This window comes from Schleiferilactobacillus harbinensis (genome assembly GCF_008694105.1).
Lineage (GTDB): Bacteria > Bacillota > Bacilli > Lactobacillales > Lactobacillaceae > Schleiferilactobacillus > Schleiferilactobacillus harbinensis.
In genome coordinates, this window is the sequence record NZ_CP041364.1 from 2,568,648 (window position 1) to 2,585,541 (window position 16,894).

Consider the following 16,894-nt stretch of genomic DNA (forward strand, 5'->3'; position numbering starts at 1 on the left):
TTACCCGTAAACAGCGAATTCAATTGTTTTCCTTGCCTAAAAAACGTATAATAGTAATGTAAACTTTTCTCAGGAATATCGGTTAGAAAGTGAGGTGGCGGTCGTTGGTCAATCAAGTCGTCACGCTGGCAGCCAGCGAAGAATTTATTACTGTTGGGCAATTGCTTAAAGAAGTCGGGGCCATCAGCACCGGCGGGCAGGCAAAGTGGTTTTTGCGCGAGCATCCGGTGGTGATTGACGGCGCCCAGGAAGACCGGCGGGGCCGCAAGGTGTACCCCGGGACGCAGGTCATCGTACCAGCAGTCGGGACGGTCACTGTCGCGGCGGCCCCCCATGTATCTTGATCAGCTGACGCTCACCCACTTTCGCAATTACGCGGCCCTGCAAGTCCAATTTTCTCCCGGTTTGAATATCTTGCTGGGAAAAAATGCCCAGGGCAAAACCAATCTGCTGGAGGCCATCTACGTGCTGGCCTTGGCCCGCAGCCACCGGACGCACAACGATCATGAACTGATCCAGTGGGGGGCGGACAGTGCCCAGGTGACCGGCCGGGTGGTGAAAACTACCGGGACTGTGCCGCTCACGCTGACCTTGACTAAAAAGGGCAAGAAGGCGACCGTGAATCATCTGGAGCAATCCCGGCTATCCAGCTATTTGGGCCAGCTTAACGTTGTCCTGTTCGCTCCGGAAGACTTGGACTTAGTCAAGGGGGCACCCAGCACCCGGCGGCGGTTTGTGGATATGGAATTCGGCCAGATGAGTCCGAAATATCTCTATAACCTGACCCAATATCGGGCAATTCTGCGCCAGCGCAACAAGTATTTGCGGCAACTGCACTACCGCGATGCCAAGGACCTGGTGTATCTGGATGTGCTATCCGATCAGCTGGCCGGCTTTGGTGCTGAAATCATCCATACCCGTCAGGAATTGCTCGGCCGAATGGTCGTGTTCGCCAACCACTTGCATCAGGAAATCACCCAGGGCAAGGAGGAGCTGGCGTTTCATTACGTCCTGCCCAATGAGCTGAGTCAGGCCAAAACGGTCCAGGAATTGTATCAGGCACTCTTAGCGCTTTATCAGAAATTGCGGCCGCGGGAGATCGATCAATCGGTCACCTTGGCCGGGCCGCACCGGGATGATGTCACGTTCATTACCAACGGCAAGGATGTGTCAGCGTTTGGGTCCCAGGGCCAGCAACGGACGGCGGCATTGAGTGTGAAATTAGCTGAAATCGAATTGATGAAAGAGCAGACCGGGGAATACCCGATCCTGCTCCTGGATGATGTGCTGTCCGAATTGGATACGGTCCGCCAGACGCACTTGCTGGCGACGTTCCAAAGCAAGGTCCAAACTTTTTTAACCACCACCGACCTGAGCGGGGTGGCCCAGGATATTGTCCATGATCCGCGAATCATGACGATTGATGATGGGATGTTGACGGTAACCAAGCCGGGCCAAGTGCCCGGTGCAGATCAGCAATGAATTGCGCCCGCATGGTGCGCCGTTCTCTGAAGCAGGAGGCTTATAGTTAATGGCAGACGAAGATCATTTAACCCCGAAAGAAGAGGCCCACGAAGAGCACATGGAAGAACTGGCGAAGAGTTATGACGCCAGTCAAATTCAAGTGCTGGAAGGCCTGGAGGCTGTGCGTAAGCGGCCTGGGATGTATATTGGCGCGACCAGCAGCCAAGGCTTGCACCATTTGGTATGGGAAATTATCGATAACGGCATCGATGAGGCCTTGGCCGGGTTCGCGACGAAGATCGAAGTGACTGTGGAGGCTGACGGCTCAGTGACGGTCCAAGATGACGGCCGGGGGATCCCGGTGGACATCCAGAAGAAGACGGGCAAGCCAGCACTGGAGACCGTCTTTTCGATCCTTCACGCTGGCGGTAAATTCGGCGGCGGCGGTTACAAGGTATCCGGCGGCCTGCACGGGGTCGGCGCCTCCGTCGTCAACGCCTTGTCCACGACGCTGGATGTTACTGTTGCCCGGGAAGGCAAAAAGTATTACATGGACTTCCAGCGGGGCAAGGTCCACACGCCGATGAAAGTCATTGGCACCGCGGCGGAACATGAACATGGCACTATTGTCCACTTCGTCCCGGATCCAGAAATTTTCACCGAGACTACGACTTTTGACGATAAGATCCTGACGACGCGGATTCGCGAACTGGCTTTCTTAAATAAAGGCTTGAAGCTGACCTTCACTGATAAGCGCCAGGAGACCCATGAGAAGCTGGTCTTCCACTACGAAGGCGGGATCAAGAGCTACGTCGAGTATTTGGACCACGGCAAAGATGTGCTGTTTGAAGAACCGATCTACGTGGAAGGCAAACAAAACGGCATCACGGTGGAAGTGGCCCTGCAGTACATTTCCGGCTACCATTCCATCCTGATGACCTTCGCCAATAACATCCATACTTATGAAGGCGGGACCCATGAGGCCGGCTTCAAGGCAGCCTTGACCCGGGTGATCAATGATTACGCCCACAAGCAGAATATTATTAAGGACCCGGACGAAAAGCTTTCCGGGGACGATGTCCGAGAAGGCTTGACGGCGGTTGTGTCCATTAAGCACCCGGATCCCCAATTCGAAGGGCAGACCAAGACCAAGCTGGGCAACTCTGACGCCCGGACGGTGACTGATCGGACGTTCTCCGAGATGTTCACCAAGTTCTTGATGGAGAACCCCAACGAAGCGCGGGCTATTGTCGATAAAGGCATGGTCGCGTCCAAGGCCCGGGTGGCGGCCAAACGCGCCCGGGAAATGACCCGGAAGAAGTCCGGTCTGGAGATCAGCAATCTTCCCGGCAAGCTGGCGGATAACACCAGCAAGGATCCGGAGATCTCTGAACTCTTCATCGTCGAGGGGGATTCTGCCGGCGGTTCGGCCAAGTCCGGCCGGTCGCGCTTGACCCAAGCTATTTTGCCGATTCGGGGCAAGATTTTGAACGTGGAGAAAGCCAGTATGGATCGGATTCTGGCCAATGATGAAATCCGCTCGCTGTTCACAGCGATGGGGACCGGTTTTGGCGGCGACTTTGATATTGCTAAAGCCCGCTACCACAAAGTGATCATCATGACCGATGCCGATGTCGATGGCGCTCATATTCGAGCACTGCTGCTGACGCTGTTCTTCCGCTACATGCGGCCGTTAGTCGATGCCGGTTACATCTACATCGCCGAACCGCCTCTGTACCAAGTGCGCCAAGGCAAGTTCGTCAAGTACGTCGATTCTGACGAAGAGCTGCAAGACGTGATGCAGACGCTGCAGCCCAGTCCCAAACCGGTCATTCAGCGGTACAAAGGGTTAGGGGAAATGGACGCCTCGCAGTTGTGGGATACGACCATGAACCCGGAGAACCGGCGCTTGGAGCGGGTCAACGTGGCCGATGCCATCGAGGCTGATGCCGTCTTTGACATGCTCATGGGGGACAAAGTTGAGCCGCGGCGGGAGTTCATTGAAAAGAACGCCACATACGCCGACATTGATATGTAACGGAATGAAGGGAGACAGCTAAATTCATGGATAATGCACAAGACCGGCGAATTCATACGGTCAACCTGCCGGAGACCATGCGCAAGTCCTTCCTGGACTATGCGATGAGTGTCATCGTTGCGCGGGCGCTGCCGGATGTCCGGGACGGCCTGAAACCGGTCCACCGGCGGATTCTTTATGGGATGAACGAATTGGGCGTGACCCCGGACAAGCCATATAAGAAATCGGCCCGGATCGTCGGGGACGTCATGGGGAAATTTCATCCCCACGGCGACTCCGCGATTTACGAGTCCATGGTGCGCATGGCCCAAGATTTCAGTTACCGCTATCCCCTAGTTGATGGTCACGGGAACTTCGGCTCCGTCGATGGCGACGGAGCCGCCGCGATGCGGTACACCGAAGCCCGGATGAGCAAGATTGCCACAGAAATGCTGCGGGATATCAACAAGGACACCATCGACTTCCAAGATAACTACGATGGTACGGAACGGGAACCGGTTGTTTTACCCTCCCGGATCCCCAATCTGCTGATCAATGGGGCGACCGGGATCGCCGTTGGGATGACGACGAATATCCCGCCTCACAATTTGAGCGAAGTCATTTCGGCCCTGCACATTCTGATGCGCAATCCGGACGCGACCACGGCGGACTTGATGGAGGCCTTGCCAGGGCCGGACTTCCCGACTGGCGGCGTGGTGATGGGCAAATCCGGCATTCGCCGGGCGTATGAGACCGGCCGCGGGAATATCATTTTGCGGGCCAAGGTCGAAGTGCAAACGGAGAAGAGCGGTAAGGAACGGATCATTGTTCACGAAATCCCCTACATGGTCAACAAGGCCAAGCTGGTGGAACGGATCGCGGAATTGGCCCGGGATCACCGGATCGACGGGATCACCACCCTGCAAGACGAGTCTGATCGGGAGGGCATGCGGATCACCATCGACATTCGCCGGGATACCTCGGCGACGGTCGTGCTGAACAATTTGTATAAGCTGACCCCGTTGCAGACGAACTTCTCCTTCAACATGGTTGCTATCGTGGACGGCGCGCCGCGGGTCCTGACGCTGAAGCAGATCCTAGTGTACTACCTGAAGCACCAGGAATCCGTCATCACTCGCCGGACCAAGTTCGACCTGCGCAAAGCCGAAGCCCGGGCCCATATTCTGGACGGCTTGCGGACGGCGCTGGATCACGTGGACGCCATTGTCTCGCTGCTGCGCAGCGCGCCCAACGGCGACGTGGCTAAGGCGCAATTGATCGACCAGTTTGATTTGGACGACAAGCAGGCCCAGGCGATTCTGGACATGCGGATGGTCCGCCTGACCGGTCTGGAACGGGATAAGATCGACAGCGAGTTCAACGACTTGCAAGCTGCAATTGCCGATTACAAGGATATCCTCGCCAAGCCGGAACGAATCCACGAGATCATTTACCAAGAACTCTTGGATATCCAAAAGAAATATGGCGACAAACGCCGGACGGAATTACTGGTCGGCGAAGTGCTGAGTATCGAAGATGAAGACCTCATCGAACAAGAAGACGTTGTCTTGACACTCACCCACAACGGCTACATCAAACGGCTGCCGGCGGCCGAATTCAAGGTCCAAAACCGCGGCGGCCGCGGTATCCAAGGCATGGGCGTGCACGATGATGACTTCATCGAACACCTCATTTCGTCCTCGACTCATGATGTCCTGCTTTTCTTCACCAATCAGGGCAAGGTCTATCGGGCCAAGGGCTACGAGATTCCGGAATACAGCCGGACAGCCAAGGGTATTCCGATCATCAACCTGCTGGGGATCGATTCCGGCGAGCAGATCCAAACCGTGATCAATGTGGCCGTTGATGATCCAGCTGAACACTATCTCTTCTTCATCACTCGGGACGGGACGGTCAAGCGTACCAGCGTCCGCGAGTTTGCCAACATCCGCAGCAATGGCTTGAAGGCCATTAACCTGCGGGACGGTGATGAGCTGAGCAACGTCCTGCTGACGGATGGGCATCAGAACATCATCATCGGGACTCATACCGGCTACTCCGTCTCCTTCAACGAGACAACCGTTCGGGACATGGGCCGAGCGGCCAGCGGCGTGCGCGGTGTCCGGTTGCGCCCGGATGACTACGTGATCGGTTCCGACATCTTGAAGCCGGACTGTGAAGTGCTGGTGATTTCAGAAAATGGCTACGGCAAACGGACTGCGACCAGCGAGTATCCGATCAAGGGCCGCGGCGGTAAAGGGATCAAGACCGTGAACGTGACCAAGAAGAACGGTCCGCTGGCGGCGCTCACCGTGGTGGACGGCAGCGAAGACATGCTGCTGATCACCAATACCGGCGTGCTGATCCGCTTCAAGACCACCGATGTCTCCCAGACCGGCCGGTCCGCCATGGGTGTACGGCTGATCCGGTTGGACGAGGATGCCAGTGTATCCAGTTTGGCGAAAGTGGCCCCGGAGGAAGACGGCGGCGATGCTGCTGGTCCGGACGATAACGGTCAGGGACCGGCAGCCCCGACTGGCGAGGCCGGCGATGAAACGACGCCAAGCACCGCGGAAACCAGCGGCGGCAACTTGTCCTCAGGCCAATCCCAGGCGCTGGATGAGTTGTTGAATCGGGCGACGGAGGATCAGGATCAGGCTGACCATCCGGCCGACGATAATCACGATTCCGATTCTGATGAGTAATTGAACATAGCAGCGTATCCTCACATTGAGGATGCGCTTTTTGTTTGTCGTTAGACTTGAAAACGCTCGCCGGTGTAAGGTAAACAAAAAGGAGCGGATAGCATAATGGCAGAGGCAGCAGGGAATACGAGAAAGAAGCACATGACGCGGCGGACAATGGTGGTGATCGTCGTCGTGGCCCTGTTGTCGTTCATCGGGGTATTGATCGAAACGTCGATGAACGTGACTTTCCCCACTCTGATGCGAGAATTCCATGTCTCACTGACTACGATTCAGTGGGTGACCGCCGGGTATCTGCTGACAGCAGCGCTGGTCATGCTGGCGTCAGCCTATTTGAAGCGGCGCTTCACCAACCGGGTACTGTTTATTTGGGCGGCAATGCTGTTTATCGTGGGTGATCTGCTCTGTGCCACGGCGACGACCTATTGGGTCTTGCTGGTCGGCCGGCTGATCCAAGCCGGCTGTGTGGGTCTAAGTACCCCGTTGATGGTGAATATCATTCTGGATGTCGTTCCGTTGCAGCATCTGGGTACTTATATGGGCATGGCCAACATGATCATCTTAGTCGCTCCAGCGCTGGGTCCAACCTTTGGTGGAGCGGTGGCGGCCTTTGCCAGCTGGCGGATGATTTTCTGGCTGACCCTGCCGATCACCCTGATTTTGCTGGTGATCGGCGTCCGGGTAATCGAACAGTACAGTCCGACTCGGCATTTTACGTTTGACTGGACTCGGTTTGCTTTGCTCGGAGTGGCGCTGGTCAGCCTGATCGTGGGCTTGAACGCCCTGGGCGAGGCCGGCGGCTGGCGGCAGTTTTTGATCTATTTGCTGGTGACGGCAGTGGCGTTAGGCGCTTTTGGCTGGTTTTCCAAGCGCAGTCACCGAATTCTCTTTTCCTTGGCGGTTTTCCGGGATAAGGCCTTTCTGTTCAGCTTTCTGCCCTATATCTTCTTGCAGTTCGCCAACGTTGGTATCAATTTTCTGCTGCCGAATTATGTCCAGGAAGTCGACGGTGCATCCGCGTTCGTTGGCGGACTGATTCTGCTGCCGGGGAGTCTGTTCAACGGCTTTGGCCAGCCGGTATACGGCTGGATGCTGGACCGCTTCGGCGGTAAGCTGCCGCTGTATTTAGGCGATGCGCTGTTCACGGTGGCGCTGGCCGGCTTTGCCCTGTGGGGCACCAGTTTGAGCGTGGCCGCGGTGACCTGGCTGTATCTGATTTTCGCCATTGGCCGCTCCATGGCGTTTGGCAACAGTGTGGCTTATGGCTTGAAGAAAATTGCCAAGCCGCTGCGCAACGATGCCAATGCGCTGTACAACACCGGCCAGCAAGTCTTCGGCGCAATTGGGACCACAGTGCTGGCGATGATGATGTCGTCGGTGAACCGACCGCAGTTGACCCACGGACAAAACGCAGCCTTAGGCAGTCGCGGGGCGTTTGCTTTGCTGACGGTGTTGGGCATCATTAACTTCCTGCTCTTCGTGAAACTGATCCATACGACCACGCCCACTCAGTGATGTATAGGCGGCCGTGAATGTCCTCGTTGTTGGATAAAGTTGTTTAAATTTGGAAAATAGGTGATAGATAATGACGCTTGATATTAACAGCATGACGAAGTGGCAAGAAGCTTTAAAAGAAGTTGGGCCGCGGTTAACGGCGACGGATAAGCATAATCAGTTCATTCAATACATAAAGGATCAAATTACGAGCCTTGGTTTTCAGATAGTGCGGTTTCCGTTTACTATAAATCGTTGTGTGCAGGCCACGCGGCATCTTCAAAATGATGTGACCGGGGCGCCAATCCCAGATCTTGGGCCAGTACCGTATTCTGGCATCACTAGCCAAAATGGTGTTGTCGGAAAACTGCGCTTCTACCATTCAAAAAAAGATTCGAAAATGAAGGGGAAAATCGCTGTCATTAAAGTGACTAATTTTTCTCTGCCGACTTTTCTTTTGATGCACAAGATTGCGCAATACCCAGACAATGCCCGGCTAGCGTTCAGCATGCGGCATCCCCTCGTTGCCGCAACGTTGGCGGTGGATAAAATCAAAGCGGCCAAAGACAGCGGTGCAGTGGCAGTTATCCTGCTGTGGCATAAAATCAGTGAAGGACTTGGTCAGGACGAGATCTTGCCCTTTACAAACGATTATCTCGGCATTCCGGCGATTTGGGTCCATGACCATCAGGCGTCCGTTTTGAAAGCGATGAACGACCAAGCAGTACCTGTTCGTTTAACGATTACTGGCAGTTATCAAGCCAACGTGCCGACAGAATCATTTGCGGTAATTGTCCCCGGCCAACGTGCTGATCAGGAACTCTTTATCAATACCCATACCGACGGTCCTAATGAACTGGAAGAAAATGGTTCAGTGGCCCTATTGGCTATTTTAAAGGCGATCAAAGATGATCAATTGAAATTTACCAACACACTGGTATTTGGATTTACCAGCGGTCATTTTCAAATCCCCCAAAGCGGAATTTCAGGGAGACAGGCCACTTCCAGATTATTGCAAGATTTTGAAAAATATGAAGCCAGTCATCATGTCTCAGCGAGAAAAGTGCTTGGCTTGACTGTTGAACACCTTGGTGGTGCAGAGTACACCGATGATTATAAAAATAATGCAGTCAGATTAAAAAGTGCGGATGACCCAATGTTTATTTATACGTCAGATAAAGCAAATAGAGAACTGGTGGGCCGCTGTTTGACGACGGTTAAACCGGCGGGGCGCTATTTCGTTCTTAAGCCGCGGCAAACATCATATTTTGGCGAAGGGCAGCCTTTGTTTCAAGCTGGATGGCCAACCATTTCGTTCATTGCCATGCCCTTAGCCCTATGCCAGCAGCCGTCGGTCAAAACGGCGCCTAATATCAACCGGATGTATGAACAGACGAACCTGATCTTTCAAATCCTTCGGGAGGGCGATCGTCAGCTGTAACGCGTATACCTAGAGAGGCTATGCAGTGACATATGCGCATATGGGTACGTGTGCACGCATGGATTGAAAACCGCGTCTACAATGGTGTCTCGTTGCGAAATTGGGATATTTTTGTAGGAGGCGGAGTATATGCACGACCATCGAGTGATTGTCATCGGCGCCGGTCCAGCTGGCTTAGGGACGGCGATTGCGCTGCAGGAATTGGGTGTCAGCGATGTCCAGGTAATCGATCAAGGAGAAATTGGCCACAGTTTTCGCCAGTGGCATCCGGAGATTCGCTTTATTTCGCCATCGTTTACGACCAACGGTTTTGGCTTTCCGGATTTGAATGCGATCACGCCGAATAGTTCACCGACTTACGGCTTGCATACAGAGCATCCCAGCGGCCGGCAGTACGCCCGCTATTTGGAGGAATGTGCCGCGGCCTACGCGCTGCCAGTACTGACGCACACCACTGTGACGAAGATTCAACGATTCGGTGATGCATTTCGCTTAGAAACGAATCGGGGTGAAATGCGGGCTAAATACGTCATCAGTGAGGTGGGCGATTTTTCTTTCCCTGCGATCCGCGGCATTCGCGGGGCCGAACTGGGCCGGCATTACGCGCAGATCGCCAGTTACCGGCCCTTCACCCGGCAGGAAGATCCGGTGGTGATCATCGGCGGCGGTGAATCCGGGTTTGATGCGGCGATCAAGTTGGCGGCGCTGGATCAGCGCAGTGTGCTGATCACTGATGTGGCGGCCATCGACAGTGTGGTGCCCGATCCGAGCATTGGCCTGTCACCCTACACGTATCAGCGCTATACGGCCATTCAGGAGGCTGTTTCGCTGTGGCGGGGCCAACGGGTCACCGCCATTACCCAAACGGCTCAGAGCCCCTATACGGTCCATCTCGAAGATGGTCAAGCAGTGCATACCCGCCAAGTACCGATTCTGGCGACCGGCTTCGCCAGTGTGGATGCGCCGCTGCAAACAGATCTGTTTGCTCACCGGGGCGATCGGGCCGAATTGAATCGGCTCGACGAATCCACAGTGACCCCGAATCTCTTTATGGTCGGACCGGAAGTGACCCATGAGGGCGTGATTTTGTGCTATATCTACAAGTATCGCCAGCGCTTCGCGGTTGTCGCGGCGGAGATCGCCCAGCGGGAGGGCATTACGCCGAATGCGAAGGCGCTGGCGGTGTACCAAGCCAATCATATGTATTTGACTGATTTGGCAGATTGCGCCGTCGATTGCGTTTGCTAGGGCGGTGCAGAAATGGCGAATACCTTTCTGCAACTGCTGTGCTTTGCGGTAATGATTCCAATGATCGCCAGTGTGCCGCTGCTTTATAGTCAGAGCATGACCCAAGAGCGGGCGCCGCACACGCTGCGGGTGCAAATGACAGCTTTAGCAGCGGCGGTGGCGACGTGGCTGATGATTGCTTATCCGCTGATCTATTTAGGCCCGGACCGCGTACTGGCCTGGTGGCTGGCGCTGGCCAGGCAGGCCGGCCAGCATTCCGGGATGCTGCTGAATGCTGGTGTGCAGATGGAATTCTATTTATACGCGGTGGTGATGTTTTGCGGCACGCTGACGGACCGGGTGCGCTGTCGCGGGCTGCTGTTGTTTATTCCCCTCTGGACGCTGCTGGTTTATTGTCCAGTGGCCTATCTGCTGTGGAACGGCCATGGCTGGTGGGCCGCTCAGGGCGCACTGGATTTTTCCGGGGGCTTAGTCGTGCACTTGACTGCCGGCGTGACCAGCCTGATTATGGCGCCCCGCTTGACCGGTCGCGTCAATGGCTTACGAGCAGAACGCGGCTTGGCAGTACCCACGATCTGTACCTTTTTGATCCTGCTGGGCTGGTTCGGTTTCAACCTCGCCCCGGCCGGCGGACAGACAGCGCTGTACGGATCCATTGTCTTGGGTACTTGCTTGGCGGTGTTGGGCAGTATTGCCGGTGCCGCCCTGGCCTGGCACGGGCTGCATGTCGGCCAAACACTGGATGCCATCGTGCTGGGGCTCGTGACCAGTACGGCAGGCATCGGCTATGTGCCGCCGGCGGTGATGTTTTTGATCACCCTGGCGGCGGGCTTTCTCTTGAACCGATGGCTCACCGGCTGGCGGACCAAGCTGGCTGAAGATCCCGTGGATTCGTTTGTGATGAACGGTGGCGGCGGGATGATTGGCGCTTTGGGCTTGATTATCTGGCGGGGGCAAGGAGTCTTTGCTCTGGTGGAACTGGGTGCCCTGGTCAATGTGTTTGCCATCACGGCGGTGGGCAGCTGGCTGGCGCTGCAAGTGAGTCGAAAAGTCATGTAAAGCATGCTAAATAGCCGTTGAGATGAGCAATTACAATCGTCTCAGCGGCTATTCTGATATAGGAACCAAATCAGCCAATGATATGCTTGGAAACAGTGATTGCATCGGCAAATAACCAGAAGGCAACAATAGCCAGGACTTCCACCGCAATAACCACGCCAGCGGCAGTTTTGCTCCAATGAGGAAAGCGGCGGTTAAACAGAATAACCAGCGGTCCAATTAAGCCGAAAATGGGCACTATGATAGCAATTACAAGCAAGAGTACGGTTACTGCATCACTCGGTGCAGCGGGTGTTTCCGGCGGTGATGGTTTGACAAAGTCAGTGGCCATCAAAGTATTCAACTGAGTTAAAATCTCGGTATCCGGCCATGCTTTGTTAGTTTCCCAAGTAGAAACGGCCTGGCGGGTCACGAATAATTGACCGGCTAAGTCAGCTTGGGTTAGATGGTGTTTTTGGCGATAAGCGATAATAGCTTGTCCAAGGGACATGATCCACACCTGCCTTTCTTTGCCCCCTATTATCCAGCCTAATTGCGTGAAACACGAGCGAACCGCTCGCAATTGCCTGGATTTGCGCGGACACAGACAATGATTTCCCGGGAAATAAAAGAATGGCAGGCCAAAAATACCCGCCGAATCAGCTGCAGAAGCTGACTCGAACGGGTATTTAATTACGCTGGTTAATTAGAAGAACTGCCGCATAATATCCTTCAACGGCGGTAATTCCGGAATCTTCCAGTAGTTCTCCAAGAACTCCGTACCGTATTTCATGTAGCCCTTGGCCTCATCGGTGACGATCTTGCCAGGCAGCGGTGCATCATCTTGCACATAAGCATTGATCAAAGTTGGCCGATCGGTAGTGGCGTAGGCTTTCTTCAAGTCGTCCTTAAATTCGGCGTTGGTCTTGGCGGTTAAGCCGACCCCGCCGCACGCCTCAGCGAACTTGGCAAAATCAATATCCGCCAAGTTGATTTCGTAGTTTAACTGACCAGCTGATTGCTGTTCGTATTCGATAAAGGCCAGTTTCTGGTTGTTGACCACCACACAGATAATCGGCAGCTTGTACTTCACGGCCGTCACAAAGTCCTGCATGACCATGGCAAAGGCCCCGTCACCGCTCAGCGTCAGGGTGCGCCGGTCAGGATACGCAATCGCCCCGGCGATAGCACCCGGCAGGCCGCAGCCCATAGTACCCAGCCAAGCTGAGATCACGTATTTCTGAGTGGGCTTAACGTGCAGGAAGCGGGCGCCCCACGACGTTGAGGTGCCGACATCAATGGAATAAATCAAATTATCCGGCGCAGTCTCATCAATCGCTGCCGTCATGGCTTCGGGAGCGATCGGTGATTGATCTAATTGCCGTTTGCCGGCCATCCAATTGTTCCAGTTGGTCATGCTCTTTTGACAGGCCTTCAGGAAGCGATCGTCGGTGCGCAGCGGACTTTGCTGATTGAGCGCGGTGATGACCTGACCCACATCGGCTTCCATAGCGACATCAACTGGGTACCGCTTGCCCAGAATTTCGGGGTTCAAATCAACTTGAATACATTTGGCCTGACCCGGTTCCGGCAGATACGGTTTATAGGGATAATTGGTCCCCAGCATCAGCAGCAGATCTGCACTATGCATGGCTTCGTAGGCGGGTTTCGTCCCGAGTTTGCCCACGTTGCCTAAGTAATTCGGATGGTCATCGCCAATGATCCCTTTCGCCGGCATTGTCGCAATGAAAGGAATATGGTTTTTCTCCAAGAAAGTCCGGACAGGTGTCCCGGCGTTTTTGGCGCCCAGACCCACCAGAGCAATCGGCTTCTCGGCCTGCTGGATCAGAGCAGCCGCCTGCTTCAATTGATCTTCAGCCACCGCTGGCGGATTGAGTTGGAATGTATCGGCAACGGAGTGGTAATCAGACTTGATCTTTTCATCCGGCAAATCGTCGGGAATCGTCAATACCGCGACGCCTTTGCGTTCGTAGGCTGTGCGAATAGCCTGATCGACCAGTTCTCCCAAAGTACCTGGAGATTCAATGGCTTTGTTAAAGACCGCTACATCATCAAAGAGTTTCGGCGTGTTGACTTCTTGGAAGTATCCTTCGTTCAGCGTCTCGGTCGTGACCTGCCCCAGCAAAGCCAGTACCGGTACGTGATCCATCTTGGCGTCGTAGAGACCGTTCAGCATGTGAATGGCCCCCGGCCCGCCAATTGACAGACAAACCCCCAGTTTACCAGTCAGCTTGGCCTCCGCAGCCGCGGCCAGCGCGCCCACTTCTTCGTGGCGGATCTGAATAAACTTGATTTTGTCCTTTTGCTCGCGCAATGCCGCGATCGTGGTGTCAATGGAATCTCCTGGCAAGCCATAAACGTGTTTCACGCCCCAATCAATTAACACATTAACCAATTGTTCTGCTGCTTTTGTAGCCATTGCTCCCAACTCCTTTGTGAAACATTGCTGACAATTGAATCGTCAACCACGTCAATGGTAGTTCTTTCTGGAAGTGTGTCAAATTATTATTGGACTGGGAAACTTAAAATAACCAAACACTGGTCGAGCAACCCAAATCAATTTTGTGAACTATTGCTGCCTTTAGTACAAGAATGGGCGACTCAACTATACCGAAACGGAGAATTTGTGTGAATTCAGGACTGGTTTATGTTACCTGATACGTAGGGCCTTGTCGCCGGTACGCTGAGGGTACTGAGCAGCTTTTGGTCCGGTGCTGAAAACGCTATTTTTTATAAGATTCGTGCTATTATCTGTGTGTGGGAATTGAAATTAATTCTGCGTAATTCAAAGGGCAACGCGCCGTGTCCCCCGGGAAACAGAGCGTTCCTTATATGGTTCCTTTCGCAATGCTAAATTTAACACGAAAGGAAGGCGGAGAAGGGGGGCAGCGAGATGATCGAATTTGGTATAACACTAAAGAAGATCCGACTGGCCAAGGGCTACTCACAGCGATTTGTTGCGGAGCAGTTGAATTTAACTCGGCAGACCGTTTCCAAGTGGGAAAATGGCCGGGGTTATCCGGATTTTGAAAATCTCGTTCTTCTAAGCGAGCTTTATGGCGTATCAATCGATCGGCTGGTTAACCGGAAAACCCTGAATTTGGATCGCCAAAAGGTGTTGCAGATGAACAGGAAGAGAGAAAAAGTGTTGTGGCTGACACGGCAAGCAAAGATACTGGTTATTGCCGTGTTAACGGTTCTGGTTGTGGTCAGTGGTATTACTTTTGTTATTGCACAACGAGAACAGGCCCGCGAAGAAGCTGAGACAGTTCCCATAAGCAGATATTATGTGTATGCAGTCGACATTAAAAGAGTCGTACTCGAGAAGGACAAAACAGGTGCCACGACTGGAATAATCTCAGTCACCACGAAAAACAACGAAAAAATTCATCATCCCACGCTGACGGACTTAACAAGACGCCGACTAATTATTAAACCCAAAACGGTAGAAAGCATGGATCCTGACAAGGTGGAGGCTCTGTCCAAAGCAGCGCTCGCTAGAAATATAAAATAAGCCAGATGGCTGGACCAATCGATAATGACCCAAGCTTCTCTCGACCATCAATCCTAGTGAAAGTGAGGTGCTGGCTACAATGAAACAATGGATGGTCAAATTTTCGGGTGCACACCCTTATGTCAGTGTTGTTCTCAGATATACGGCCTACGTCATTATTGTCATCGCCATCGGTTTGATTTTTCACCTGTCCATTGGCTACGATGGCATCTATTATCTGGTGTTTATTGTGATTGGACATTTGTTTTATGTACGCCATCAACGGAATAAAAAGTGACTGACATTGCCAATGGTCCGCTGTGCAACAAAACGCACAGCAGGCCATTGGCATTTTTCTAAATGCGGCACATCCGGTCTTTCGGTTTCAAAACAAATCAGCTAGTCGTGTGCGTCGAAGTGACAGTGAAAGCACTCAACAACACGATAAGAATCATCACAACCAAGATCAAGACCTCAATACCGATAACCACCCCGGCCGTGATTTTACTCCAGCGCGGAAAACGGCAGTTAAACAGCACCACCAGCGGACCAACCAGGCCGATGACGGGCACCAAGATGGCGACCACAATCAACAGAATGGTCACCGCATCGCTGGGCGGTGCATCCGCTTCTGGCGGTGCCGGCTTAACAAAATCAGAGGCCATGAGTGTGTTCAGTTTGGCCAATATCTCTGGATCTGGCCAGGTTTTTCCCTGTTCCCAGGCTGAAACCGCTTGGCGGGTGACGAATAGCTGGCTGGCTAAATCTTCTTGTGTTAAATGATGATCCTGCCGATAAGCGACAATGGCTTCACCCAATGACATGGCAGCCATCTCCCTTCTTTGCCTCTATTATCAAGCCTATTTGCGCAATAACCTAGCCAGTCCGCCGCAATTGCGGCCAATTGCGCTGGACTCAGCAAAGATTTCCCGGGAAATAAAACACTTACTGTTTAGATTCACTCAATCGTTGTAAAACGAGTTCCAATTGCCGGAACCGATTGCGGTTCAGCGAGTAATACTTTGCCCGGCCCACCGGTTCGATGTGAATCAGGCCAGCGTGGCGCAGGATATCCAAGTGATGTGAAATCGTGGGGGCCGAGAAGCCGATATGGTCAATCAAATCCACGGCCCGCAATGGACCGTTTGCGTCCATCAAGCGAATAATCGCATATCGCGTATCATCCGCCAGGGCCTTCCACATGGCGACGATTTGGGCGGTGGTCAGCTGAGTGACCGGCACATGAATAAACAAAGTTTGTTGCTGACCGAAAAGCCGGATCGTCGGGCCCCAGAATGTGGGAACGAAGAAATAGCGCTGATACGGTCCGCGGTTGCGGAACTGCTTACCCATCAAGTCTTCGGCCAGAGTCAAGGGGGCCTCCTGCTGCAAGCGGTGTGCTAGTTGCGTCTGCAATTCCTCGGCAGCCGCATCAGCGTCTTTGAAATCAGCAGGGGTGAAACGGCTGGCGACGGTATTCAAAAATGTTTGCAAGTCAGCTAATAATGCTCGCTGGTGGTCGAATAAATACTGACCCACCAATGCAGGGACAGCATAACCAAGAGTGGCCAGCTGTTCAGCCAATACCGGCCAGGTCTTCGCCGGCCGCGCAAGCTGACCGCCAAAAAAGAGATTGATCAAAACATGGGGCGGCATTTTCGCCGCTGTTTCGGCGAATTTTGCCAACCGAAAGTGAGCGACATCACCGGCACCGATCACTTCTAGAAGCGGTACGAGCTGAAACTGATCCAAGGCCGCAATGATTTCTTGGGTCGGACCGGTAAGCTTGATATCTGCAATTTTTGCCTCAACCTGAGCGGGCAAAGTAAATCGGCTGCTGAGTGCCATCTGGGCCAGCATTGCTAATTCTAAATCATGGGAATAGACAAACTGCGCGTCCGCCATGGTAGTGCCTCCTTCTTAGCCATTCTTCTAACTGAATCATACCAGCAATTTAGGCAAGTGTCTTGCTT

At 53.6% G+C, this 16,894-nt stretch carries 14 protein-coding genes; 10 read left to right on the forward strand and 4 right to left on the reverse strand.

Annotated elements, in window-relative coordinates:
• The first annotated feature begins 104 nt into the window (after window positions 1-104).
• From FMM01_RS12630 to FMM01_RS12665, 8 genes are all read left to right on the forward strand, one after another.
• Complete coding sequence (locus tag FMM01_RS12630; RefSeq protein WP_051225425.1) at window positions 105-344, forward strand: RNA-binding S4 domain-containing protein; 240 nt, start codon at window positions 105-107, stop codon at window positions 342-344.
• Entirely contained in the window at window positions 334-1,482 is a 1,149-nt protein-coding gene (recF, locus tag FMM01_RS12635; protein WP_063516632.1) for a DNA replication/repair protein RecF, read from the forward strand. Before FMM01_RS12630 ends, recF begins: the two co-directional genes overlap by 11 nt.
• 49 nt (window positions 1,483-1,531) lie before the next feature.
• Entirely contained in the window at window positions 1,532-3,502 is a 1,971-nt protein-coding gene (gene gyrB / locus FMM01_RS12640; protein ID WP_063516633.1) for a DNA topoisomerase (ATP-hydrolyzing) subunit B, read from the forward strand.
• Between the two features lie 26 nt (window positions 3,503-3,528).
• Window positions 3,529-6,186 (forward strand): DNA gyrase subunit A, encoded by a 2,658-nt coding sequence (gene gyrA / locus FMM01_RS12645; RefSeq protein ID WP_150392758.1) that lies wholly within the window; start codon window positions 3,529-3,531, stop codon window positions 6,184-6,186.
• 105 nt (window positions 6,187-6,291) lie between these two features.
• Entirely contained in the window at window positions 6,292-7,701 is a 1,410-nt protein-coding gene (locus FMM01_RS12650) for an MFS transporter (RefSeq protein ID WP_063516635.1), read from the forward strand.
• A 70-nt stretch (window positions 7,702-7,771) separates the two neighbouring features.
• Window positions 7,772-9,121: a PA domain-containing protein gene (locus FMM01_RS12655; RefSeq protein WP_150392759.1), complete on the forward strand. Its 1,350-nt coding sequence runs from the start codon at window positions 7,772-7,774 to the stop codon at window positions 9,119-9,121.
• A gap of 129 nt (window positions 9,122-9,250) precedes the next feature.
• Entirely contained in the window at window positions 9,251-10,369 is a 1,119-nt protein-coding gene (locus tag FMM01_RS12660) for an NAD(P)/FAD-dependent oxidoreductase (RefSeq protein WP_150392760.1), read from the forward strand.
• Window positions 10,370-10,381: 12 nt separating this feature from the next.
• On the forward strand, window positions 10,382-11,428 hold the full coding sequence (locus tag FMM01_RS12665) for an ammonium transporter family protein (RefSeq protein ID WP_150392761.1): 1,047 nt from the start codon (window positions 10,382-10,384) through the stop codon (window positions 11,426-11,428).
• 70 nt (window positions 11,429-11,498) lie between these two features.
• On the opposite strand, the gene FMM01_RS12670 is transcribed toward FMM01_RS12665, so the two are convergent.
• On the reverse strand, window positions 11,499-11,918 hold the full coding sequence (locus FMM01_RS12670) for a helix-turn-helix transcriptional regulator (protein ID WP_150392762.1): 420 nt from the start codon (window positions 11,916-11,918) through the stop codon (window positions 11,499-11,501).
• Between the two features lie 195 nt (window positions 11,919-12,113).
• On the reverse strand, window positions 12,114-13,847 hold the full coding sequence (locus FMM01_RS12675; protein WP_150392763.1) for a pyruvate oxidase: 1,734 nt from the start codon (window positions 13,845-13,847) through the stop codon (window positions 12,114-12,116).
• 474 nt (window positions 13,848-14,321) lie between these two features.
• On the opposite strand from FMM01_RS12675, the gene FMM01_RS12680 reads away from it, so the two are divergent.
• Window positions 14,322-14,942, forward strand: coding sequence for a helix-turn-helix domain-containing protein (locus FMM01_RS12680; protein WP_150392764.1), 621 nt, complete (start codon window positions 14,322-14,324; stop codon window positions 14,940-14,942).
• Window positions 14,943-15,021: 79 nt separating this feature from the next.
• Window positions 15,022-15,219: a hypothetical protein gene (locus FMM01_RS12685; RefSeq protein WP_150392765.1), complete on the forward strand. Its 198-nt coding sequence runs from the start codon at window positions 15,022-15,024 to the stop codon at window positions 15,217-15,219.
• A gap of 97 nt (window positions 15,220-15,316) precedes the next feature.
• Here FMM01_RS12685 and FMM01_RS12690 read toward each other — a convergent pair whose 3' ends face one another.
• Window positions 15,317-15,745 carry a helix-turn-helix transcriptional regulator gene (locus FMM01_RS12690; protein ID WP_150392766.1) on the reverse strand — a complete coding sequence of 143 codons (429 nt, stop codon included), beginning with the start codon at window positions 15,743-15,745 and terminating at the stop codon, window positions 15,317-15,319.
• 121 nt (window positions 15,746-15,866) lie between these two features.
• The gene (locus FMM01_RS12695; RefSeq protein WP_150392767.1) at window positions 15,867-16,826 is read right to left on the reverse strand and encodes an ArsR/SmtB family transcription factor; all 960 of its coding nucleotides are present in this window, start codon (window positions 16,824-16,826) and stop codon (window positions 15,867-15,869) included.
• Window positions 16,827-16,894: the final 68 nt, after the last annotated feature.

Coding starts and splice junctions, on each gene's coding strand:
- FMM01_RS12690 (WP_150392766.1), bottom strand. CDS start 15,745: ATGTCATTGGGTGAAGCCATTGTCGCTTATCGGCAGGATCATCATTTA.
- FMM01_RS12670 (WP_150392762.1), bottom strand. CDS start 11,918: ATGTCCCTTGGACAAGCTATTATCGCTTATCGCCAAAAACACCATCTA.
- gyrB (WP_063516633.1), top strand. CDS start 1,532: ATGGCAGACGAAGATCATTTAACCCCGAAAGAAGAGGCCCACGAAGAG.
- FMM01_RS12650 (WP_063516635.1), top strand. CDS start 6,292: ATGGCAGAGGCAGCAGGGAATACGAGAAAGAAGCACATGACGCGGCGG.
- FMM01_RS12695 (WP_150392767.1), bottom strand. CDS start 16,826: ATGGCGGACGCGCAGTTTGTCTATTCCCATGATTTAGAATTAGCAATG.
- FMM01_RS12660 (WP_150392760.1), top strand. CDS start 9,251: ATGCACGACCATCGAGTGATTGTCATCGGCGCCGGTCCAGCTGGCTTA.
- FMM01_RS12675 (WP_150392763.1), bottom strand. CDS start 13,847: ATGGCTACAAAAGCAGCAGAACAATTGGTTAATGTGTTAATTGATTGG.
- recF (WP_063516632.1), top strand. CDS start 334: ATGTATCTTGATCAGCTGACGCTCACCCACTTTCGCAATTACGCGGCC.
- FMM01_RS12685 (WP_150392765.1), top strand. CDS start 15,022: ATGAAACAATGGATGGTCAAATTTTCGGGTGCACACCCTTATGTCAGT.
- FMM01_RS12680 (WP_150392764.1), top strand. CDS start 14,322: ATGATCGAATTTGGTATAACACTAAAGAAGATCCGACTGGCCAAGGGC.
- FMM01_RS12665 (WP_150392761.1), top strand. CDS start 10,382: ATGGCGAATACCTTTCTGCAACTGCTGTGCTTTGCGGTAATGATTCCA.
- gyrA (WP_150392758.1), top strand. CDS start 3,529: ATGGATAATGCACAAGACCGGCGAATTCATACGGTCAACCTGCCGGAG.
- FMM01_RS12655 (WP_150392759.1), top strand. CDS start 7,772: ATGACGCTTGATATTAACAGCATGACGAAGTGGCAAGAAGCTTTAAAA.